Source organism: Pseudomonas sp. Pseusp11 (genome assembly GCF_047304405.1).
Classification (GTDB): Bacteria; Pseudomonadota; Gammaproteobacteria; order Pseudomonadales; family Pseudomonadaceae; genus Aquipseudomonas.
Window position 1 is genome coordinate 65,492 of record NZ_JBGLZF010000002.1, and the last position, 21,813, is coordinate 87,304.

The following is a 21,813-nucleotide window of genomic DNA, read 5'->3' on the forward strand; positions in this document are numbered from 1 at the left end:
GTGAGGCGTTCTGTTGAGCATAAGCAGCCACTAATCTGGCCATCAGACGCAATAACAAGGAAACATTCAATGAAAAGATTCCTCCCGAATCTATTGATGGCCGCTGTGGCTTTTGCCTCGATGGAAGCCATGGCAGCGACCGATCTGGTGCTGCTCAACGGCAAGATATTCACCGCCGACCGCAACCAGCCCAAGGTGCAGGCCCTGGCGGTGCAGGACGGCAAAGTGCTGCAAGTTGGCAGCGATGCACAGATAAAAGCCTTGATTGAATCGCAAACGAAAGTGATCGACCTCGGCGGCAAGACGTTGATGCCCGGCCTGATCGACAGCCATTCCCACGCGATTTTCGGCGGTCTGGAAATGGCCTCGGCCAATATGGAAGATGAGGTGGTCGACCTCGATGAGCTGGAAAAACGCCTGCGCGGATGGCGTGATGACGGCAAGGCGAAACACGGCGATGTGCTGAGCGTGGCCGGCATGAGTTCGGCGTATTGGGCCCAGGCCGAGGCCCTCGGCAAAAAATTCAACAGCGGCGAATGGGCCAAGGTGCCTGTGGTGTTCACCGGCAGCGACCACCACACCGCCTGGGCCAACAACGTCATGCTCGAACGCGCGGGCATCGACGCCATCCTGCTGCAAAACCTGCCGGCCGCCGAACTCGACACCATAGGCAAGCTTGCCGACGGTAGCCCCAACGGTTTTCTGGTGGACGCCGGTTGGGATCGGGTTGCGTTAAAAATGCCCGCGCCCAGTGCCGCCGACATGCTGCGCGCCGCGCAAACCGCCGTGCGCTACAACAACAGCCTGGGCATTACGGCCTGGATGGACCCCGCTGCCAACGCCGCCCCCGGCGAGCCGGTGTTTGCCCTTAAACCCACAGAGAAAACCGTCGGCGTACTGCCGGTGTACAAAGCGCTGTCGCAAAGTGGTGGCATGACCGCCCACGTCGCGGCCCTGCTGGTGGCCAATCCGAAAAGCGTACCGGCCGATCTCGACACGCTGGACAAGGTCCGCCAGCAATTCCAGGGCATCCCCAACCTGACCCTGCCCGGTATCAAGATTTTTGCCGACGGCGTGATCGAATACCCGGCCCAGAGCGCGGCGATGATCGATCCTTACACCAACTCGCAAAAACAGGGCGAGTTGCTGATCGATCCGAAGCACTTCGGCGAACTGGTCAGTGCCATCGATCAACGCGGCTGGCGGGTGCACATCCACGCCATCGGCGACCGCGCGGTACGCGAATCCCTGAACGGCATCGCCCAGGCGCGCAAGGATCGCCAGAGCGGCGTGACTCACTCGATCACCCACTTGCAAATGGTCAACCCGAAAGAGTTTGCGCGGTTCAAACCGCTCAACGTCATCGCCTCCATGCAGTTGCTCTGGGCCTCCGCCGACGATTACACCCTGGACATGATCAAGCCTTACGTCAGCGCCCTCGCCTTCCGCTATCAGTACCCGGCGCACTCGCTGCTCAAACAGGGCGCGACGATCGCCGGAGCCAGCGACTGGCCGGTGTCTTCACCCAATCCATGGAACGCCATGGCCCAGGCGATCACCCGAAACGGCCCGTTGGGTGTGTTGAACGCCGACGAACGCATCGACCGGGAAACGATGTTCTACGCCTACACCCTCAACGCCGCCCGCACTATCGGTCTAGAGAAGCAAATCGGCTCGTTGAGCCCCGGCAAGCAAGCCGATTTCATCGTTCTGGACCGCGACGTGTTCAGCGTCGATGAGAAAGCCCTGCACGACACCCAAGTGCTGCAAACCTGGTTCGCCGGTCGCGAAGTCTACGCCCCGACACTCTGAGAAAAATCGCCTGTACACGCTGCCCAACTCCGCATTCATCGCTGGGGTCTGGAGCAGCGTTGTCTCAAATCTGCCCATAACAATCACAACAAAGGCACTGCACCATGAAAGCGTTCACCCTGTTCGCCCTCGCATCCTTCAGCCTGTTGCCCCTGGGCAGCCAGGCCCTGCCCTTGAATGACGACTTCGCCGTGCTGGTCGACCTGACCCTGGCCAGCGACTATCGCACTCGCGGGATTTCGCAAACCCAGAACGACCCCGCCGCGCAAGCCGGTGTGACCCTGGCCCACAGCAGCGGCCTGTACCTGGGCGCCTGGAGTTCGAACGTCGATTTCGGCGGTGGCCTGAAAACCCGCCAGGAAGTCGACTACTACGGTGGTTGGCTGTGGCAGGCGACCGACGCCGTCAGCCTGGATGTCGGCTATCTCAAATACGCGTATCCAAAAGAGAGCCAGTTCAATCAGAGCGAGGTCTACGGGATTCTCGACGTCTATGGCGTGAAACTCGCGGCCTATTACTCCGCCGATGCACCGGGCATCGACAGCAAACAGAGCACGTTGTACCGCTACGTTGGCTACGAAACCGAATTGCCCTATGGGCTGGGGCTGAAACTGCGCTACGGCGAAATGGACTTCAAAGACCCGCGCCTGTATTCGGCCTCGGGGCATGGCGAGGAGGCTTACCACGAGTGGGAGGCGAAGCTGACCCGCGAAGTGGCCGGGGTGCTGCTGGGGTTGAGTTACATCGATACCGATTTGTCGAAAAGCCAATGCATCAGCAACTGGGGGTTCGACGATGTGTGCAGCGCGACCCTGGTGGCGAGTGTCAGCAAATCGTTCTGACTGCCGCACACGCTCTACGCAGGCCGGGATCTTTTGGCGACGTCAAGGTGACCAGGAGCAAGATCAAAAGATCGCGGGCTTCGCCTGAATCTGTAGGCGCTGGCGAAGCCTGCGATCTTTTTCTGGTTTCGCTATTTAGCCGACACGCAATGCGCGCAGGTCGAGGCGACCGTCCTTGAGCGGCGGGCACCAGTAGTAGCCGCCAGTGATCGGTCGGCTGATGCGATACAAACCGTCGGTGATGCCGTCTTCCAGACCGCTCATGCGCCGCAGCTGGGCTTCGAATGCATCGAGGGAAAAACCGAACGCCAGGAACATCAGGCCGGCGCGATCGCCTTCGATCCACGGCATCGAGCGACGGACCACGAAGGCTTCAGGTGCGAAGCTTTCCTGGGCGGTGCGTTTGACGTGGGCAGAGATTGGCGCATCGTCGAGTTCTTCGTTGTCGCTCAGGCGCCGCCCCATGATGTTGTCCTGCTCATGGGACGGCATCGCGTGGAAGCCTTTCAAGTCATGCTGCCATTGCTGGATCGCGGCGAAGCTGCCACCGACCAGCCCCTCAGCCCCCTCGCCCAGCAGCGCGGCGGCTACAGCGGCCTCATCATGAGGGTTTTCGGTACCGTCTTCGTAACCGGTCAGGTCGTTGCCGGTCATGTGGCGGAAGGTTTCGTTCATCTGCACCAGACGCAGTGCCGGTGCCAGCGCGGCTTCGATCGCGTGGCTGCGATTGAGCAATTCGCCACGGTCAACACCGTGCAGCCAGCACCAGAGCGCGTGTTGGGTCGACGGGTTGTCGACACCGACACCGACCAGCGCAGGAAAGGCGCGCAAGCCGTCGATCTGCGCGTGCAGCGCCTTGACCAGGGACTCACCGAAACCGACCACCGCCGACTTCCCGTCCACCAGGCGCATCAGGTTATCCAGCGCTGCCGGCAGTGCCTCGGCGGATTCGAGGGCGAAGAACATATGACGAGCTTGAGGCGGAACTGGGGTGGCGAGAATGCCCGGCTGGTAGTAACTCATATGAACTCCTTTAGAAAGAGCGTGAAGTTTAACCGGGGGATCATTACTTGTGTGCTTTCAAGGACAAAAGATCGCAGTTGCTACGGGGGCTTTCATGCGCAGATGGCCGACAGATTCACGATCCACAACGCCGAGCCAAAAAAACCATAAGATGAGTCATGACAAGCAAGGTAGAGGTCTGCTAAAACGATTCATCAGTGCATCACCCAATCCAGACGGGGTAGCGACATGACCACAGCATCGATCCTTGGCAACCTGTTTCCCACCGCCGACAGCATCCCGGAAAAGTACCGCCTCAACGGCCAGACCGAACAGCGCGAATACCTGGTCGACGGTGAACTGAAAACCTGGTCCGGCCCCCTCGCCCAGGTGCGCAGCCCGGTGTACCTGAGCGGCGCGAATGGCGATGAACAAGTGATCCTCGGCAGCACGCCGCTGCTCGATGCCGACACCGCCCTGACCGCGCTCGACGCGGCTGTCCGTGCCTATGACCGGGGCCAGGGTTTGTGGCCGACCATGCGCGTGGCCGAGCGTATCCAGCATGTCGAGACCTTCCTCGGTCGTATGCGCGAACAGCGCGAGGCGGTGGTCAAGTTGCTGATGTGGGAGATCGGCAAGAACCTCAAGGACTCGGAGAAAGAGTTCGACCGCACCTGCGACTACATCGTCGACACCATCAACGCCCTCAAGGAACTCGACCGCCGCTCCAGCCGCTTCGAACTGGAACAGGACACCCTCGGCCAGATCCGCCGCGTTCCGCTGGGCGTGGCGTTGTGCATGGGGCCTTACAACTATCCGCTGAACGAGACCTTCACCACGCTGATTCCGGCGCTGATCATGGGCAACACCGTGGTGTTCAAGCCGGCCAAGCTGGGGGTGCTGTTGATTCGTCCGCTGCTGGAAGCCTTTCGCGACAGCTTCCCGGCCGGGGTGATCAACGTCATTTACGGCAGTGGCCGCGAGACCGTCAGCGCACTGATGGCCAGCGGCAAGATCGATATCTTTGCGTTTATCGGCACCAACAAGGCCGCCAGCGACCTGAAAAAACTCCACCCAAGGCCTCACCGCTTGCGTGCGGCACTGGGCCTGGATGCGAAGAACCCCGGCATCGTGTTGCCTGAGGTGGATCTGGACAACGCGGTCAGCGAAGCCGTTACCGGCTCCCTGTCGTTCAACGGTCAGCGCTGCACCGCGCTGAAAATCCTCTTCGTCCATGAAGACGTGGTCGAGGCGTTCATCGAGAAATTCAACGCCAGGCTCGCCTCACTGAAACCCGGCATGCCGTGGGACAGCGGCGTGGCCCTGACACCGCTGCCGGAGGCGAGCAAAGTCGATTATCTGCATTCGCTGGTGGCGGACGCGGTCAGCAAAGGCGCCGCCGTGGTCAACCCCAATGGTGGTGAGTCCCGGGCATCGTTCTTCTACCCGGCCGTGTTGTACCCGGTGACACCGCAGATGCGCGTCTATCAGGAAGAACAGTTCGGCCCGGTCGTGCCGATCGTGCCTTACCGTCATCTGGACACCGTGATCGATTACGTCCTGGAATCCGACTTCGGCCAGCAACTGAGCATCTTCGGCACCAACCCGGTGGCGGTCGGCAGGCTGGTGGACACCTTCGCCAACCAGGTCGGCCGGATCAACCTCAACGCACAGTGCCAGCGCGGCCCGGACACCTACCCGTTCAACGGCCGCAAGAACTCCGCCGAGGGCACGTTGTCGGTGCACGATGCGTTGCGGGTGTTTTCGATCCGGACCCTGGTGGCGACCAAGTTCCAGGAAAGCAGTAAAGAGCTTCTCAGCGAGATCATCAGCGGCCGGAACTCGAGCTTCCTGACCACCGACTATATTTTCTGAGGACACCAAAATTTTCTGAGGACACCAGACCTGAGCATCATCAAAGGCCTTCGACTGCCACCGCTGTTGCGCCGAATACTGCGTCCATTGCTGGACCCGTACCGGCGCTACCGCCACGCGAAACTGATCCATGCGGTGCGGGTTTCGTTGGGGTTGCTGGCGACGATTCTGCTGACCACCGGCATCCATCTGCCCCACGGCGAATGGGCGTCGGTGACCATGCTGGTGGTGATCGGCGGCTTGCAGCACCACGGCAATATCGGCAAAAAAGCCGCCGAGCGAGCCATCGGCACCTTGATCGGGGCCGGTGTCGGCTTGTTGCTGGTGGCGCAACAGGCCTGGCTCGGGATGCCGTGGCTGACGTATTTCGCAATGTCGGTGGTGTGCGGATTTTTCTCGTACCACGCCATCGGCAAGGGTGGTTATACGGCGCTGCTGTCGGCAATCACCGTGTTTATCGTTGCGGGGCATGGTGACAACCCGGTCACCGATGGCCTGTGGCGCGGGGTGGATATTCTGATCGGCATCGCCCTGGCACTGGCTTTCTCCTTCGCCCTGCCGCTGTACGCGGTGTACTCCTGGCGCTACAACCTGGCCGATGCGTTGCGCGACTGCGCGGCAATCTACGGCCGTATCATCAACGGCGAGTCCGTTGCCGCTGACGAGCACCTGAAGCTCATGAATCGCTTGAACACAGTCATGGTGCAACTGCGCTCACTGATGCCCTCGGTGTCCAAGGAAGTGCGGGTTTCCATGACCGAACTCGATGCGATTCAGCGCAATCTGCGGATGTGCGTCAGCATCCTGGAGATCCTCGGCAATAGCCGGCCGAATGCCGATGACTCTGAGGCAATGGCCCATCTGCAATCGGCACTGAAAACCGAGCACCGACAGATCCGGGTGCAACTGATCGGTATGGCTCGGGCATTGAAATCGGGCGCTTCACAACGGCTCAGCCGGCCAGCCGAACCGCCATTGGACTCTACGCTTGATATGCCAGTCTGCAGTCCGCTGGATGGCTACCGATTGCTGACCCGACAATTGACCGCGAACATCGGCGAGATGCGCCAGCGTCTGGCGAAAACCGCACCGCGCTGGAACATCTGAGAGGCCGTTTATTGTGTAGCCACCCGCCGAAGCTTCAGGCCCCAACCCTGTTGCATCCCGGCGGCAGCCAGCAGAATCGCGGCGACACCGATCCATTGCAGCGGCTCCAGGCGATGGCCAAAGGCGAACCAGTCCACGAAAATCGCCGCAATCGGATAAATGAACGACAACGCGCCGGTCAGGGCGGTCGGCAGCTTTTGAATTGCCCCGTAGAGCAGCACATACATCAAACCGGTATGCACGATACCCAGGGTCACCAGGCTGGCCCAGGCACTGGGCGCTTGCGGTATCGCCGAGAAGTGCGCAAAAGGCGCGAGCAACAGCACGCCAGTGCAGACCTGGATCAACGCGATCAGATGCGGTGGCGTGCCGGTCAGGCGTTTGATGATCAACGCGGCAATCGCGTACAGGAAGGCAGCACCCAAGGCCAGAGCGATCCCCATCAGGTAATCGTTGCCACCCTCGCCTTGCTCGCCATGTGCGCTGACAATCGCCAGCATCCCGAGAAACGAAATGCCCAGCCAGAACAGTTTTTGCAGGGTGATTTTCTCCCCGAGAAACAACGCGGCCAGCCCCACCAACATGAACGGCTGGACGTTATAAACCGCCGTGCCGATGGCAATCGAGGCGCGAGAATAGGACGCGAACAACAGCACCCAGTTACCGACAATCGCCACACCACTCAGTACGGCCAACAAGAACGTGGTGGACGTCAAAATGCCAGGGCGCAGAAAGCCGAACGCCGCGCAGATCAGCAACAAGGTGGCGGCACCGAACACACAGCGCCAGAACACCACGTCCAGCACCGGTAGCCCGGACACCAGCACGAACCAGCCAATGGTTCCGGAAATCAGCATGGCGGCGGTCATCTCGAATGAGCCGCGACGTAGTGTTCTGTCCATCATCAACCTCCTGTGCTTGAGGCCAAAGTATGCCAATCCGCCGGGGGGCTTCTCCAGCGCAAAAAGCAGGCTAAACTCGGTATCTGCCTTTTTTATCAAGGCTTATCCAGCCGATTGCCTAACAGGGGATTCGCCATGACCGACGACATCGACCAAGTGCTGATCAGCGCATTGATGGAAGACTCCCGCCGCTCGCTCAAGGCCCTGGCACAGATCAGCGGCCTGTCTTCGCCCAGCGTTGCCGAGCGCCTGCGTCGCCTCGAAGAACGCGGCGTACTCAAGGGCTATACCGTCGAAATCGACCCTAAATGCTTCGGCTATCAACTCCAGGCCATCGTCCGCATCCGCCCGTTACCGGGCCAGTTGCAGGAAGTGGAGCGGCAGATTCAGGCGATTCCCGAATTCACCGAGTGCGACAAAGTCACCGGTGACGACTGCTTCATCGCCCGCTTGCATGTGCGCTCGATGGAACAACTGGACACCCTCCTCGACCGCCTCAACACCCACGCCGAAACCAACACCGCCATCGTCAAGAAAACCCCGATCAAGCGCCGGCTGCCACCGATGGCGTGAGTGCTGTTTGGTTCGCAAAGGCGTGGATATCCCGACTCCCAGACGATAAAAAACCCGCCGAAGCGGTTTTTTTACTCAAGGCTGGCGATCAATCATCGCGGCCCATGATGCCGAACAGTTGCAGCAAGCTGATGAACAGGTTGTAGATCGATACATACAGGCTGATGGTCGCCATGATGTAGTTACGCTCGCCGCCGTGAATGATGGCGCTGGTCTGGAACAAAATGCAGACCGAGGAGAACAGCACGAAACCTGCGCTGATCGCCAGTTGCAGACCGCTGATCTTGAAGAAGAAGCTCGCCAGCGTCGCACCTAGCAGCACGAAGAAACCGGCCGTGATGAAACCACCCAGGAAGCTCATGTCCTTACGGGTGATCAGCACATAAGCCGACAGGCCGCCGAACACCAGCGCGGTCATTGCGAAGGCCGAGCTGACCACTTCTGCGCCGCCCTGCATGCCCAGGTAACGGTTGAGGATCGGGCCGAGCAGGAAACCCATGAAACCGGTCAGCGCGAACGCAGAAACCAGGCCCCACGCCGAGTCACGGAGTTTGTTGGTGAGGAAGAAAAGGCCGTAGAAGCCGATCAGCACCACGAAGACGTTCGGGTAACCGACACGCATCTGCTGTGCGACAAACGCCATCACGCCGCTGAATGCGAGGGTGAGAGCGAGTAGGCCGTAAGTGTTGCGCAGGACGCGGCTAACCTCTAGCTGCTCAGCCTGCACGCTGTTATTAACTGCGTAATCCTGTTCGCGCATGGCGACACTCCTGTTGGTTTGAAACGTTCAGTCGCAAAGATCATAACAGACGCTCTGTAACAAGCCATGCAGAGAGTTTGACAGTGTGTTTCATTCAGGTATTATGGCGCCCGCAACGCAAACGGAGGTGTGGCCGAGTGGTTTAAGGCAACGGTCTTGAAAACCGTCGACTGTAACAGGTCCATGAGTTCGAATCCCATCGCCTCCGCCATCTTATGTACGACAAAGCCCTGATTTTTCGGGGCTTTGTCGTTTCTGGGGTTTGGCGAAAATCCGACCACACCCGAAGCGTTACAAAACTTTTCGGGTGTCGTTACAAAACTATCCCGTTTTCCCTGCCTTCCCGCACCCTGCCAACACCCCCGATCACCGTCCGAAAAGCCCTGCTGCTACGCTGAAAACTCCACGGAGGATTCACAATGCCAAACTCAGACCTGCTCCCTTCCCTGCTATTCAAGCGCAACGAAAACCAGCTCGCCCTTGAGGCTGCAATCCTGGAGCTTTCCAACCGGGTCGAGGTCCATGACTCGGCTGACGTCGCCGACAATGTGCGTTGTGCCTTGGACACCATCGACAAGAACGAGGAGTTCATCAAGCTTACGCTCGCAGCATCAAAACAATTCTGATTGGATTTTCTGCTGCAGGATGGAACCCAGTTCCCGACTAGGGTATTGGGCTTTCAAGCTCCGCGCTTTACAGCCGAGCGCATGACTAAAAGTACCGGCGTCCGTGAGGCCTTGGGCGCTCCCACACAATCGACAGCGCACCAGTGCGCCGTCGAGTTTCCAGTGTTTGTTCCAAGCCTCCAGCGGCAGGTAGGTCACGGACATTCAAAAGCAGTCCTTTGGCAATGAACGACAAGGGCTAAGTGCGCGTCAAACCATTCACTAGGCCATGAATCCATTTGAGCCACCTTTGCCGAGTTTTAACACTTATATAGGGATTCGAAACCTTAGCTTTCCTTAGCCAAACACGAACCCGGCGCCGCCGTTGGCAATGGAGAACTAGCTCTTTCGAGAATGCTCACACACTCTGCTCGGCCTTGTTCCATATCGGACTTCCCCCAGCAGGCCTGCATTGAATATCCGCCAGAATAACAATTTTTCGCTAGCTGTTTATTTTTCTCTTTTTCAGAAAGCCCTAGCTCTTGCGCCACGCCCTCAGTTGCTGTTCGACATCTACATGCTGAGTCTAGCTTTTCAATTTCGCATTTTAGTGTAGACGCGCATCGTTCCAACAAAGCTTGTTTTTCACTAGCTGTTTTCCTGTCCATGCACTCAACATAATTTTTGTGTAGGTTTACAGCATTCTCCTCTGTAATCCCTGGCTTGTTCATGAATACACCCTTCAACTCATCCGCCACGCCAGCGCTGAATTCCCCGCCTCGCTCAGCAATTTTTGCAGTTATATGAGCAGTGGTATCAGAATCAATACCAGCGCTGCAATATGCGATTGCATTTATGACGTCCGGCTTAATATTCTGGGTAGGTGGTACGCACCCTGAAATAGTTAGAGCCACTAGAACAACGAAAAGGAGACGGTTTTTTTTCATGATTCGCCCAAAGGTAGAAGTAAGTAGATACATGAAATTTTCTTTCGAAATTTAGCCTAGTCGATTTCGTCCGTCGTGCTAGAAAACTTAAAAAAACCGCAATTACTACTTTCACATTCTCGGCCTCATGATCAAGCCGTTACAACCAGCGCTGCCGATAGGCCCCTTGATCGCCCCGACGGTCTCACGCCGGCGTCACACATTCGGCCGACGACGACGCCACCCCGCCCGAGCCAATGACATGCGTGACCGACTCGACCTGCCACAGCCGATTAGCGCTGGTACGATGGTTGCGCACATCGAGCCGCCCCTCGGCGACAATCTCAGGCGTCAGCGGTCGGGTGATGGACATGGTGGACTTGCCGCGCTGCAGCTTCTTCAGTTGCGCCGCCGCCGCTTCCTGGGCGCTTTTCTGATCCGTATGGGTCTTGCGAATGATGTAGCGCGGGCCCGCCTGGCTGTCGGCGTCTTCGGTGGCCTCGCTGGCATTGTCCGGGGCCTCGCCGTACACCGACACCGCGCCAGCGACTATGCCCGCGACCGCCGGCACCTTGCGCTGTTCGGCTTCGTTGAACCAATACGCGACCACCGACTGATAGTCGTTGCGCTCTTGGATCGTGACCCGGCCACTGCTGTTCTCCGGGTCACTAATCACGACGGTCGGCAGCGCGGCGCCGGTGACGGTCTGGGCCACGCCCTTGGGCACCACCACCAGGCGACCGCCGACCGGCTTCGCCACGGCGCCCAGCTCACGAGCCAGGCGCGTTAGCAGGTTCATATCGGACTCGGCACGCTGGTCGATATGGCTGAAAACATGCTTTGCCAGCTCCGGCGCTACGGCCGCAATGTAGCCATGCTCCTTGGCCATCTTGGCGACCAGAGCGCCCAGGGTAATGCCGTCGAAGGTGGCGTCACGCGGGGCCTTGATCCCGCCCAACATCTTGGCCGCTTTGCCGTGAATCACTAACGCCTGATCGTCTAACGGCTCTTCCAGTTCGTCGACCTGATAGGCGCCTTTGAACACCAAAGCGCCCGGTTCACCTATCCACACCTTCAGTTCCGCGCCCGTCGACGGTAGACGAATCAAGTTATCGCGGTTATCCAGCTCAATCGCCACAGTGTCGCTGTCCTCACCGGCGGAATCCTGCAAGGTCAGCTTGATAAAGCGCTTGCGCAGCATGGCGGTAACGTCTGCATCGTTGGCCGTGATTCGGTAGTCAGCTTTTTTCATGGTCGTCCTCAATCCCACAGCGACACTTGCCCAGGCGCTTGCGCCGGGGCCAGGTCTGGCAATTCGATCAACAGCCCTTCAGGCAGCACCGCGCCCCGCCGGCAAAGCCCCGGGTTGGCCTCTAAAACCGCTTCGGCGGTCCCCGGGCGAGCGCCGTAATGCACATGGCAAATGGCGTCGAGCATGTCCCCCGGGCGGGTGCGATAAGTCCTCATGCTTCATCCTCCCCGTACTCGGAAATTGACAGCGACCCTTTGCGTACCAAGGGCGTCCCGTCCTTGAGAAAAAATTCGTCCGCCACGGTCAAGCCGTCGATCACCCACAACCCCAGGTCGGCCCCCGACTGTTTCAACTGGCCCTCCACCTTGGCCGTACCACCCGACACCAGGCGCAACGGCTCGCCCGCGTCGCCCATCATGCGCAGGCGGTCGAACAGCAACACATCCGCGCGCGACTGCGGGTAAACGGTGATATCGAAGGTTTTGCTGGTGCTGTCGGGGCCATGAAACTGCTTGCCGGGCTTGGCCCCGTAACGATCCTTTTTCGCCCAGCGCCAGGCCATCGAGGTCGACAGCCCCTGATATTCGGTCGTGGCCACGCTGAAGCGAAAATCGCCCAGAGCCATCATTACTTCAGACATACCCCTCCCCCGCGAAAGCCGCCCGGGGGCGGTTTCGCTATTTCACTAATTAGCCTTGGCCATCACCCAGGCGGCCGCGCTGCGACCGGCTGGCCTGGCGGTCGCGGGCATCCAGCTCGGCGCGCACTTTCTTCGCGACTTGCTCTTCCGACATGCCCGGAGCCGCTTGCACGACGATGCCACCGTATTGATTGACCTGTTGCGTTGAAGGCGGCCGACCGGCCGGCGATGCCACGCCCCCCACTGGCGCCGCCAAGGGCGCCCCCGGTGCGGCTACCGCTCCCGCGCCCGGGGCAGACGGCGGTAGCGCGGCGTTCACCGCGTCGGTGGCACCGGTGATTTTCTGCGTGATGGCGACCGCGCCGTCGCCCAGAAAGCCCCCGACCTTGTCCATGATGGACGTGACCGGTGCCAGAACCTTGTCCGTCAGCCATTGGGTCGACTCCGCAAACACGCTCTTGATGCGATCCCAAAGCGTACCGAAGAACGTAAACAATGGTTCCCACGCCTCGGTTACCAGCGCCAGAGGGGAATCGGCCATCAGCGCCTTAATGAATTCACAGGCTGTCGAGAACAGCACCCTGACACGCTCCCACAGCCCACTAAAGAACGCCACAAGCGGCTCCCATACCAGGAAGATCGACCAGACAAAGGCGAAATTCATCAGCGCTTTGATGAACTCCCAAGCCGCTGAGAACACCATTTTGACGCTGGCCCATAGGCCGCTGAAAAAGGCGGTCAGCGGCGCCCATGTCTGCATCAGTAAGGCCAGCGGCGAATAGGCCAACAGCGCCTTGATAACTTCACAGGCCGCCGAGAACACGACCTTGATGCGCTCCCACAGCCCGCCAAAGAAGCCTTTCAGCGGCTCCCAATAGCGCACCACCAGGGCCACCACACCCACCAATGCCAATATGCCGGCAATCACCAGGCCGATAGGATTGGCCGACATGGCCACGTTTAACGCCCATTGCGCCGCCGTCATCACCGCCGCGCCTACGGCGTAGGCACGACTTGCCGTGCCCAGCAGGAACACCCCCGTCGCGGCGGCGATCGATCGTACCCGCGTTACGAGTAACGCCGCTTGCGTGCGCAGGTTGGCCGCCGTGAAGAACATCAGCGAACGCCTGGCCAGCATCAGCCCATCGGAGAGGAACGCGAAGCCAAAGCGGGCGGCAATCGACGCCACCTTCAGGCCCACCAACCCGACCAGGGCAAAGCCAATCACCTGGGAAAGAAACGGAAAGCGCTCGGCCAGGCTGCCGATCAGGCTTGCCAACTGGCCCACGGCACCGGCGGCAAACATCATCGCCGGGGCGAGCACCGCGCCCAGGGTGACACTGGCGTTTTGAATGCGCTGGCTCATCAACTTGAACGACTCGTTCGGGCCGCTGTTCATGATTTGAGCCATGCGCTCAGTGGTCGACATGCCTGTTTTCAGCGCTGCGCCCATGCCGCTGATGTTCTTTTTCAGCGAGTCAATTTCGGGGTACAGCAGCTGGATCAGGGCGATAGCTTCGTCGGTGCCAAACGCCTTTTTCATCTCCTGGGTTTCCATCGCGTCCAGGGTGGCACCGTACTTCTTGCGCAGCACTTCCAGAATCGCCGGCATCGACAGCAGCTTGTCGTTGGCATCCATGAAAGAGACGCCCAGCTTTTCACTGGCCCCGGCGGCCGCACCGATAAACGAACGGTACTTCGTTGCCGCTTCAGAACCGGACATCGTGAGCTGAAGCTGGCCGAGAATGGCCAACTGCTCGGCAAACGGAATGTTCGCCGACGTGGCGGTCGCGCCCAAGTTGGTCAGCGCTGCCGACATCTGCTGCCCGTCCGACTTGAACACGTTGACCGTTTCGACCAGGCCCGCCGCGAAGTATTTGCCGAACTCGATGTCGCGTTCTTCCGCGCTCATCTTGTCCCAGCCCGCCACCACCGCTTTACCGAAGTCGTCGAACTGGCGTCGATACACGCCGTAGCCGGTCGACATCAACGATGTCATTTCAGCGGTGGTCGACTTGGTCGACTTGGCCACCAACGCCGCAATTTTGGTGAAGTCGCCGATAGCCTCGGCGCCCAGGGTGTCAATCGCCGACTTGATTTCGACCGCGCCTTCGATGAACTCCTTTTGCGTGGTGCCCGACCACATGTTCGAAAACTCTTTGGCCTTGGCGGTAATCGAATCAATGCCCGCTTGATCCAGCCCCAGGGCTAAACCGTCATTGCGCGCGGTGACCACTTCGCCATAGGCATCGACCAGTTGTTTCGCGCCGGCGATGGCCACCCCGACCCCGATGGCGTCGCCCGTCGCCGACATTTTCATGTCGCTGTTGCGCTGCTTGATTTCACCCAGGCGCTTTTGCTTTTCGGCGACCAGCGCCAAAGCTTTCTGTTCCTTGGCCAATTGCTCGTTGTAACGGCGCGTCTGCACCTCGATACGCCGCGTGGCCTCGGAAAGCCTGCCCGTGTTCACCCCCACGGCCGAAAGCTGCTGGCCGGTGCGCTGAAGCTCCAGGCGTTCGGACTGCTGTTGTGCCTGCAAGCGTTTGACCTGTTCGGCCGCCCGGGTAAATTCGTCCGTCATCTTGCGGGTCGGGTTGGCCGTAGCATTCAGCTGCTGCCCCAGGGCCTGCGCTTTGGATTGAGCCAGGGCCAGGGCCTGCGCCGTCTGGCCGGTGCGCGCCTCGAGCGCTTTGAAGTGCTCGATGTCCTTAGAGGTATTGCCCAGGCGCGACAGCTCGGACTGGGTCGCCTTGATTTTTTCGCCCATCCGCGACGTGGTATCGGTCACCTTCAGAATGGGCCCGGTGATTTTGTCCACCAGGCCCATGATCAGGTTTAGCCGCATAGAATTCGACATAGCCCACCCCAAAAAAAAGGCCGGGCGGCCCCTCTCAGGACTGCCCGGCCCGGCCCTGCTCGTACCGAGCAAGCGCGATCTTGTGCCAACGCATCAGCTCTTCAAGCCGCATGCGCTCCGTCGTCAGCGCATCCCAGCCGGTGAAGACCAGGAAAATGTCGGCTTCCGCCTCCATTACTTCGTGCGGTACGGCGGTCAATCCGTGAAAAAAGCGACCACCTCCGTCTGTACATTCAACAGGTCTTTGGGGGCCAGCAGGTCGAACTCGTTGGCGGTGATATTGGCGATACGCGGCACCAGTACACGGTGCGCATTCACGCCCATGCGGATCACGTCGAACATATCCAGGCCGCGCAATTCGCCGGCGCCTGGCTCGCGGAAGGTGACTTCAGTGATTTCGGTTTCGCCGCGCTTGATTGGACGGGAAAGGGTTACAGGCTTGCTCATGGGGATTCCTCGAAAATTGGGTAAAAAAACGCCGGCCCTTACTGGGCCAGCGCTGCGCGAATTTCTTTGTTGCGGTCCACGCCGTTGACGCGGAATTCGTTGTTGAGCTTGTCGATGTAAATCAGCTCTTTGCCGTCCACCTCAAAGTGGAACAGCTCGACCGCGATGGCGAATTTCATGGTGGCCTCTTTTTCCGGGGCCCACTCGTTGAACTCGGCGGACTTCCAGAAGCCTTGCATCCGCACAATCACCGTCTTGATGATGCCGCCCACGTCGACCGCACCGCGCAGCGTGAACACCTCTTCACGGCTGTCACGCGCACCCAGAAGGCCGGTAATGCGCTCGGAGTAGTCAGAGATAGTTACATCGCACTCCAGCTTTTCGAGGCGCCCCAGGTCGCGCTCGATGTCACCCGCGACGCCGGCCAGGGTCTGGTCCATCGTCTTGGTCACAACCTTGGGCAAGGTGGCGGTATTACAACGGCCAGCAAATGATTCGTCCTTGAAGAACGAATTCACGTCGACCAAAACACTAGGCAGCTTGGCGCCCATGGATCACCCCCTTATTCGAAAATGGCTTCGTTGTAGCCGTTACTGATGTGCTGACGGAACGTCATGCGTTCGGCCACGTCGTAGAAGCCCAGGTCGTAATCCCAATACACCTGGCCGGTGCCGATGGCGGCTTGATTCAACTCCTTGTCGACCCAGCATTCGCCGCCGCTGATTACATCGCGCGACTTCAAACGGCGGATCAGTTTGTTGACCCGGTTTTTCACGCCATCGACGTAACCCTGGGTGACGTTGCGGTCGAGCAATTCCTGGTGCGCGTACAGGATCGAATCGCCGACGATGTAGCGAATCCGCTGGTGCGGCATCATCACGGAATTGGCCAGGCGGTTGCCGTACAGATACCAGCCGCCTTGCTGATTGACGATCACGGCCACGTTCTTGCTGTTGTACAAGTTGGCCTTGCTGGTGGTGCTGCCGATCGCATGATCGATCACTTCGGACGTGCCGAGGATGCCGAAGATTTTCCGGCTCGACGCACTGTTCCAATAGCCCTCTTCATTGTCGACGCGCACGATATGCCCGGCGATGGTCGGCGACGCCTTGCGGGTCACAACCTGGCCGGTAACCTCGTCCAGCACCTTGACACCGCAGTTCACGAACAGCGTTTCTTGATACAACGCCGCTTCGCCGATAACGGCGGAATAGCCCTTCTCGCTGCCGTCGATGATTGGGATTGCGTTGAGCTTCTTCGCAACCACTTCCATTGCCGCCCCCACGCCCGTCAGGTGACTGAACTCCGGGGCGATGATTAGCCGCGGGCGCACGCCGACCAGGGATTCAGCGGCCAACAACGCCTTGAGGCCGGTGTATTTGCCGGTTTCGTTGTCGATGGTGCCGACCACCCCGGCGATTTGGGTTTCAGGGGTTTCCGTTGCGTCGACGCGCACCACCACGACCACCGCGCCGGACTGGCGGTAGATGTCGTTCAGCGCATCACGCAGGGTGCCCGTCATGCCGGCCTTGGCGATTAGCTTGTCGCTGTTGCACAGCACCGGGGTATTGAGCGGAAACACCAGCGGGTCGGCATCGTCAGCGGTGGCCACCAGGCCGATGGTCGATGCCGCCAGGACTTCGATAGGGCGGTCGAGGTTTTCGAGAAAAAACTGCTCGACCCCGTGCAGGTAATCAGCTGCCATTTCAATCTCCAGCAGAAGCGAAAGCCCCCAGGGCGGGGACTTTCAGGCGAAAAAAAACCGCTTTCGCGGCTTGGGGGTGTCTTAGCGGAGGGCGCTGGCTTAGATGGCGTCCAGCTCAGCGATCACCAGTTCACCGGCGGCGACCACCGCTTCGACGGTGGCCAACTCTGTCAGCGAGCCCTTGCCACCGATGCGGGCTGCTTCAATGCGGGCCGCCACGGCCAGCCAGGAGTCCCGGGCTTCAATCACCCGGTTTGCCTGTTCCTGCGGGGTAATCTGCAACGCCTCGGCTTCGGCCTTGAGCAACACATAGTCGCTGGCATCCACTGGCGAGCCGGCCGCGATATAGCGTTCGGCTTCATTCGCCTTGAGCAAATACATGGAATCCTGTCCATCGATCCGCGTGGCATTGCGCGCGCGGGCCTGCGCCACGGCCGCATCAATCCCTTTCTGGACATCCTCCGCAGCAGCTCCGGCCAGCACTGACACCGGTATCCCCGCTGCTAGCGCATCCTCCACGGTAAACGCCGAATAAAATTGCCCATCATATGTAAAGTTAAGTCGCATTATTAGTCACCCAATCAACCAAGAACCAAGTTACTGACGACACTTCTAGGCGTGCCATTAGAGTCAAAAACAACGCCAGTCAAATAATCACCCGACCATTTAGCGCCAGCCGGCAACGTATTATTTTGCGCAGACAAAATAATCGGAGTGCCTGCTGTCTCGATTAATGGCGTGTTCTTAACGACAGGGCCCACTCGACTGATCTTGTTCGAGTACAACGAAACAATACCGGTTTGCCCGTTGATGGTATGACGAGAAAGCGAGGTATCACCCAGTTCAACTTCGCAACGAGACAGATGAATCATGCCCATCGGTCGATCGTAGCGCCGGAACAAACCGGTGTAGACGTTGTTCGTCGTTGACTCGGGTTTCGCATAGTTGGCCGTGCGAATGCGCAGGTTATCCAGGACGACAGTAGAACTGTCCATCATAAAGCCAGTGGTCGAGTTATCCAGGTTCCCCGAACCGTCTGCACCGTTAGCCGGAATGCACACGTTTCGCAGGATTGGCATGACCGTCTCCCCCTCGGCCACCGCAATCGTAATATTCTTGGAAATTACGAAAATCAGGCTCTCGATCACATGTTCATGACCAAACAACCGGATATAGCCACCGCCGCCATAAGGGATGGCATTCACGGCCTTCGCAATCGTTTTGAACGGCTTGAGCTTGTCCCCCAAGCCGGCAGCATCGTCACCGGTAATAGCGTTGACATAATAAATCTTACTCATCGCCGGGACTGCACTAACGGCAGCAGCTACAGCGGCGTTAATGCCCTTCTCTTTGTCCTGAAACATTCCAACAAGGCGAGTAGCCTCAGCCAGCAGTGCCGACATGCCCATAATAATTCCCCGGTTTATTTCTGTTTAAGTTGCGTAACTTCGTTTTTGAGTACCCGGATCGTCTCGCTCATTTCCGCTAACGAATCTTTTTGCGTCATTTGTCCGCGCATCAAGTTCACCAGGCTGGTCGTGCAGTCGCCCGCCAGGGCATCGACCGCAGCCGCCGCCCAACCCCCTTCGTGGTACATCGGATAGACCGGGTAACGCAGGACCAGGCCGCCAGCGCCCTCGACTTTCGGTAGCACCGCGTAGATGCCCGAGGCTCGCACCAGCCGAGGCGTTCCGGTGCTATCCAACACCCAGCGTGGGCTCGCCCCGGTATCCGCCGGATCAGGGTCTAACACCGTGTCAGAGAACATCTCGGCCGGTGTGATGTAGTGCCGAGAACTATCACTGCGCCCAGTCCAAGCGGTTTGCGCGGTAGCGCCGTCGCCAGGCGTGGCGGCTACCGTGGCGATGCCGTAGGGGTTCCAACCCTCCAGCGGCGTGCGCAAAATCAGCTCCAACGGAATCGCGTAGCTGTTGCGGTAGGTTTGACCGTCCGCCGCAAACGACGCCACTTCAGGGCGCGTGTTGGACGCCACAAACAGCGTTGGGTCGTTGTAACTGCGCAAGCCCTTGGTACGGCCGCTGGCATTGCGTTCGTGCCCATACCGGCGGTTGTAGTAAGCCGCGTTCAGCAGCTCGGGACTGTCCCACTTGGTCAGTTTGGTCACCACGCCGCTGTCCGTGTATTGCTCGACCAAGTTTGCGCCGGCGCCGTTCAGTCCCGGCACCTTGGACATCAGTTCATCCAGCAGGTCGATGGTTGGGGCTTCGTTGTACGCACCCCAGGTCGGATCGGTCGACAGTTCACGGTTGATGCGCCACCGCTGGCGACGGCTTGCCGCGACCTGCGGCCCCGTCAGGTTCGCGTGCCAACGCTGCAACGGCAAATCGAGCGGGGTAATAAGTTTGTCCACGGGGTAATCCCCGACGCTGCCCACATCCGCGACCGAAATGCGATAACGCCAGGCCACGTACTGCGGCCGCCCGGTCTTGGACACTTGCCGCACCGATCCGGGGATAAACGATCCGTTTTCATTGCGACCGCTGAAACCAGTGGCGCCCATCAACAAGGTGCGCGACAACAGGTCACGATATCCGTTGATTTCCTCCAGATGGCGGAAGCTTTCAAAGGTGTCGTTCACCTCGTCGGTCAACAGCTCCGGCCAGATTTCCAGCACCGACAGGTTCCAGCGAAAGTGGGGCTGATAGTCGCGAATCGACGTGTCACGCGCAGCAAAGGCCCGAAAATATTCGCGCATTTCTGCGACCTTCGCCGGAATGCCGACCGCCGCATTCACCGACGCGGGGGCTGCTGGTGGGGCAATGTCCACCATCGCCAGGTAGTTACCCGGCGCAGCACTGCGCAGGCGGTAGTCGTTGTGCCGCGTCCTGACCATGTGGCCATTGATCATGGCCGCGATTTCACCCAGCCCGGGGGTCGCCAGCAGGTTCGGGTGGTTGTGCAAGTTGATGGCCGAATAAGCGCCGTCGAACGTGCGGTTGAACGACTCGGTACCGGCAGAACCGTATTGGCGACTGCCCAACACCCCCGACTGGCCAAAGGTGCGGAAAATCTCCGCCAGGTATTCCGACTGGCTCGACTCCGACACCCAGTCGGTTTCGATGAAATTGGCCAGCGGGTACTTGTGGGTTTTGCCTGCCTCATGCTCGGCCGACAAGACGCTGGCCAACTCCGCATCAACAAAATCTTTCACCCAGGCGCGGGTCGCCTGAATGACCGACCCGTCGAGCATCAGCGTCACGTTGTCGGCATTGGTCGTGGTGAAGATCGTGCGGATACTGACTTCGCGACCGGCGCCGTTGTTGATCAACGGCTTGTATGACTCGGGGTATTTACCGATGGCATACAACACGCCGGTGTCGGTCCAGACGCCCACCTCGCGCACCCACCAACCGCCCACTGTTTCAGGAATGACGGCCTCGACCACCAGCCAGGCGGTGTTCACTTTGTCCTGATACAGATTGTTTAGGTTGCCCTCCCACACCTTGCGCTTCAGCGCAGTTTGCGTATCCACAGGGTTATAGGACGCACCGTTACCATCGCCGACGCTCATTTTTACCAGCTTGATCGGCTTGCCGTTGGCCTTACATTCGGCTTCGTATTGAAAGCCGGCCTTGGTCAGAATTGTGTAGAACTCTTGCGCTGCCATCACACCTCCAGCGGGTAGATAGTTGTCAGTTCCACCCCGTCCGCGCCGACTGATTGAATCGTCGCGGCTTGCTGTTCCAGCTCGGTCATTTGCAGGGGGTAGATCGTGGTTTGCTCGCCAGAATCGCCACCTACCGAATCCACGGCAGGGTTAGCGCGCTGCTCGAGCAACGTCGGTTGAAGCGGGTAAAGCGTGGTGGCATCACCGGTGGTCAAGGTGCCCAAGGCGGTCGGCAACCGACAGTGCTGCTCGAAAGCCGTGGCCTGCAACGGATAGAGCGTGGTGTTTTCGGTCATCGTGGCCACACCCGCCGCCGCGCGTTTGGTATGCGTTTGCTCTAACTGCGTTACCTGTAACGGATAGATCGTGGTCACTTCCCCCGCGACAGATGCCGCGACGGCCCGGGACTGGCTCCGCCCTTCCAGCTTGATATGGACGGTGGCCAAGTGAATCGACGCGCGCTTGTTCTGCTCCAGGGCGGCCATGATCCGCGCGTCCAGCTCAGGCGTTATCGGAACGCTGTCGGTGGCCAGGTCAAGCCGGAAGGTGCCGCGCGGTAACGGTGGCACCGCGTCAAACCATTCCGTGACCTTCGGCGCCAGGTCGAACTCAGATAGCGCTTGCTCGACCGCGCGCAGCGTCCCTTTAATCCGGTGCAGGTCCAGGGAACTGGCCACCGCCGCCCGCTGCCTTTGCTCGGGCCAGCTCGCCCGCCAATGATCGATGGACAAATTCCAGGCCAGCCAGGGCAACACCTCGACCGGGCAGGTCCAGGGATTCCACAGGGTTTCCGTCCGCACCGGAATGGCATCGATGCGCGCCGTGCCGGCGTCAATCTTGCGTTCAAGTTCGGCCAGGTGTGGCGGTAGGATGTTCATCG

The 21,813-nt window shown here is 59.5% G+C and carries 23 protein-coding genes and 1 tRNA gene; 7 read left to right on the plus strand and 17 right to left on the minus strand.

Annotated features, from left to right (window positions below; translation table 11 throughout):
* The first annotated feature begins 69 nt into the window (after window positions 1–69).
* Together ACCC96_RS01590 and ACCC96_RS01595 are read left to right on the plus strand one after the other, a co-directional pair.
* Window positions 70–1,812, plus strand: a complete 1,743-nt coding sequence (locus ACCC96_RS01590) for an amidohydrolase (protein WP_258613797.1) — start codon at window positions 70–72, stop codon at window positions 1,810–1,812.
* 104 nt (window positions 1,813–1,916) lie between these two features.
* Window positions 1,917–2,654 carry a TorF family putative porin gene (locus ACCC96_RS01595; RefSeq protein ID WP_086946269.1) on the plus strand — a complete coding sequence of 246 codons (738 nt, stop codon included), beginning with the start codon at window positions 1,917–1,919 and terminating at the stop codon, window positions 2,652–2,654.
* Between the two features lie 135 nt (window positions 2,655–2,789).
* Here the strand turns inward: ACCC96_RS01595 and ACCC96_RS01600 are convergent, their stop codons facing one another.
* Window positions 2,790–3,677 (minus strand): Dyp-type peroxidase, encoded by an 888-nt coding sequence (locus tag ACCC96_RS01600; protein WP_258673522.1) that lies wholly within the window; start codon window positions 3,675–3,677, stop codon window positions 2,790–2,792.
* A gap of 228 nt (window positions 3,678–3,905) precedes the next feature.
* On the opposite strand from ACCC96_RS01600, the gene ACCC96_RS01605 reads away from it, so the two are divergent.
* Together ACCC96_RS01605 and ACCC96_RS01610 are read left to right on the plus strand one after the other, a co-directional pair.
* On the plus strand, window positions 3,906–5,531 hold the full coding sequence (locus ACCC96_RS01605; RefSeq protein ID WP_413694790.1) for an NADP-dependent glyceraldehyde-3-phosphate dehydrogenase: 1,626 nt from the start codon (window positions 3,906–3,908) through the stop codon (window positions 5,529–5,531).
* Window positions 5,532–5,618: 87 nt separating this feature from the next.
* A complete protein-coding gene (locus ACCC96_RS01610) occupies window positions 5,619–6,638 on the plus strand; it encodes an FUSC family protein (RefSeq protein ID WP_413694943.1) in 1,020 nt (339 codons plus the stop codon).
* A gap of 8 nt (window positions 6,639–6,646) precedes the next feature.
* Here the strand turns inward: ACCC96_RS01610 and ACCC96_RS01615 are convergent, their stop codons facing one another.
* Window positions 6,647–7,540: a DMT family transporter gene (locus ACCC96_RS01615; protein WP_413694791.1), complete on the minus strand. Its 894-nt coding sequence runs from the start codon at window positions 7,538–7,540 to the stop codon at window positions 6,647–6,649.
* A 135-nt stretch (window positions 7,541–7,675) separates the two neighbouring features.
* On the opposite strand from ACCC96_RS01615, the gene ACCC96_RS01620 reads away from it, so the two are divergent.
* Window positions 7,676–8,113, plus strand: coding sequence for an Lrp/AsnC family transcriptional regulator (locus tag ACCC96_RS01620; protein ID WP_007941786.1), 438 nt, complete (start codon window positions 7,676–7,678; stop codon window positions 8,111–8,113).
* A gap of 88 nt (window positions 8,114–8,201) precedes the next feature.
* On the opposite strand, the gene ACCC96_RS01625 is transcribed toward ACCC96_RS01620, so the two are convergent.
* Window positions 8,202–8,873 (minus strand): Bax inhibitor-1/YccA family protein, encoded by a 672-nt coding sequence (locus tag ACCC96_RS01625; protein WP_018927616.1) that lies wholly within the window; start codon window positions 8,871–8,873, stop codon window positions 8,202–8,204.
* Window positions 8,874–8,996: 123 nt separating this feature from the next.
* Here ACCC96_RS01625 and ACCC96_RS01630 point away from each other — a divergent pair.
* Both ACCC96_RS01630 and ACCC96_RS01635 read left to right on the plus strand, forming a co-directional pair.
* A tRNA-Ser gene (locus tag ACCC96_RS01630) sits at window positions 8,997–9,084 on the plus strand.
* Window positions 9,085–9,292: 208 nt separating this feature from the next.
* Window positions 9,293–9,499 carry a hypothetical protein gene (locus tag ACCC96_RS01635; protein ID WP_413694792.1) on the plus strand — a complete coding sequence of 69 codons (207 nt, stop codon included), beginning with the start codon at window positions 9,293–9,295 and terminating at the stop codon, window positions 9,497–9,499.
* Here ACCC96_RS01635 and ACCC96_RS01640 read toward each other — a convergent pair.
* The 14 genes from ACCC96_RS01640 to ACCC96_RS01705 form a co-directional block, all read right to left on the minus strand.
* Window positions 9,485–9,703 carry a hypothetical protein gene (locus ACCC96_RS01640; RefSeq protein WP_413694793.1) on the minus strand — a complete coding sequence of 73 codons (219 nt, stop codon included), beginning with the start codon at window positions 9,701–9,703 and terminating at the stop codon, window positions 9,485–9,487. The two genes, ACCC96_RS01635 and ACCC96_RS01640, sit on opposite strands and share 15 nt — an antisense overlap.
* A gap of 122 nt (window positions 9,704–9,825) precedes the next feature.
* Window positions 9,826–10,458, minus strand: a complete 633-nt coding sequence (locus tag ACCC96_RS01645) for a hypothetical protein (RefSeq protein WP_413694794.1) — start codon at window positions 10,456–10,458, stop codon at window positions 9,826–9,828.
* 151 nt (window positions 10,459–10,609) lie between these two features.
* Window positions 10,610–11,656: a contractile injection system protein, VgrG/Pvc8 family gene (locus ACCC96_RS01650; protein ID WP_413694795.1), complete on the minus strand. Its 1,047-nt coding sequence runs from the start codon at window positions 11,654–11,656 to the stop codon at window positions 10,610–10,612.
* 8 nt (window positions 11,657–11,664) lie between these two features.
* The gene (locus ACCC96_RS01655) at window positions 11,665–11,871 is read right to left on the minus strand and encodes a tail protein X (protein ID WP_030132172.1); all 207 of its coding nucleotides are present in this window, start codon (window positions 11,869–11,871) and stop codon (window positions 11,665–11,667) included.
* Window positions 11,868–12,296, minus strand: a complete 429-nt coding sequence (locus tag ACCC96_RS01660; protein WP_095052219.1) for a phage tail protein — start codon at window positions 12,294–12,296, stop codon at window positions 11,868–11,870. Before ACCC96_RS01660 ends, ACCC96_RS01655 begins: the two co-directional genes overlap by 4 nt.
* A gap of 49 nt (window positions 12,297–12,345) precedes the next feature.
* Window positions 12,346–15,153 (minus strand): phage tail tape measure protein, encoded by a 2,808-nt coding sequence (locus ACCC96_RS01665; RefSeq protein ID WP_413694796.1) that lies wholly within the window; start codon window positions 15,151–15,153, stop codon window positions 12,346–12,348.
* Window positions 15,154–15,187: 34 nt separating this feature from the next.
* Window positions 15,188–15,328 carry a GpE family phage tail protein gene (locus tag ACCC96_RS01670; protein WP_081729416.1) on the minus strand — a complete coding sequence of 47 codons (141 nt, stop codon included), beginning with the start codon at window positions 15,326–15,328 and terminating at the stop codon, window positions 15,188–15,190.
* Between the two features lie 20 nt (window positions 15,329–15,348).
* The gene (locus ACCC96_RS01675; protein WP_413694797.1) at window positions 15,349–15,600 is read right to left on the minus strand and encodes a phage tail assembly protein; all 252 of its coding nucleotides are present in this window, start codon (window positions 15,598–15,600) and stop codon (window positions 15,349–15,351) included.
* A gap of 38 nt (window positions 15,601–15,638) precedes the next feature.
* Complete coding sequence (locus ACCC96_RS01680) at window positions 15,639–16,151, minus strand: phage major tail tube protein (RefSeq protein WP_030132168.1); 513 nt, start codon at window positions 16,149–16,151, stop codon at window positions 15,639–15,641.
* Window positions 16,152–16,162: 11 nt separating this feature from the next.
* Window positions 16,163–17,305 carry a phage tail sheath C-terminal domain-containing protein gene (locus tag ACCC96_RS01685; protein WP_413694798.1) on the minus strand — a complete coding sequence of 381 codons (1,143 nt, stop codon included), beginning with the start codon at window positions 17,303–17,305 and terminating at the stop codon, window positions 16,163–16,165.
* A 99-nt stretch (window positions 17,306–17,404) separates the two neighbouring features.
* Window positions 17,405–17,737, minus strand: coding sequence for a hypothetical protein (locus ACCC96_RS01690; RefSeq protein WP_413694799.1), 333 nt, complete (start codon window positions 17,735–17,737; stop codon window positions 17,405–17,407).
* A 149-nt stretch (window positions 17,738–17,886) separates the two neighbouring features.
* Window positions 17,887–18,708: a hypothetical protein gene (locus tag ACCC96_RS01695; RefSeq protein ID WP_413694800.1), complete on the minus strand. Its 822-nt coding sequence runs from the start codon at window positions 18,706–18,708 to the stop codon at window positions 17,887–17,889.
* 20 nt (window positions 18,709–18,728) lie between these two features.
* Complete coding sequence (locus ACCC96_RS01700; protein ID WP_413694801.1) at window positions 18,729–20,933, minus strand: phage tail protein; 2,205 nt, start codon at window positions 20,931–20,933, stop codon at window positions 18,729–18,731.
* Window positions 20,933–21,811: a phage tail protein I gene (locus ACCC96_RS01705; protein WP_413694802.1), complete on the minus strand. Its 879-nt coding sequence runs from the start codon at window positions 21,809–21,811 to the stop codon at window positions 20,933–20,935. Before ACCC96_RS01705 ends, ACCC96_RS01700 begins: the two co-directional genes overlap by 1 nt.
* Between the last annotated feature and the right edge of the window lie 2 nt (window positions 21,812–21,813).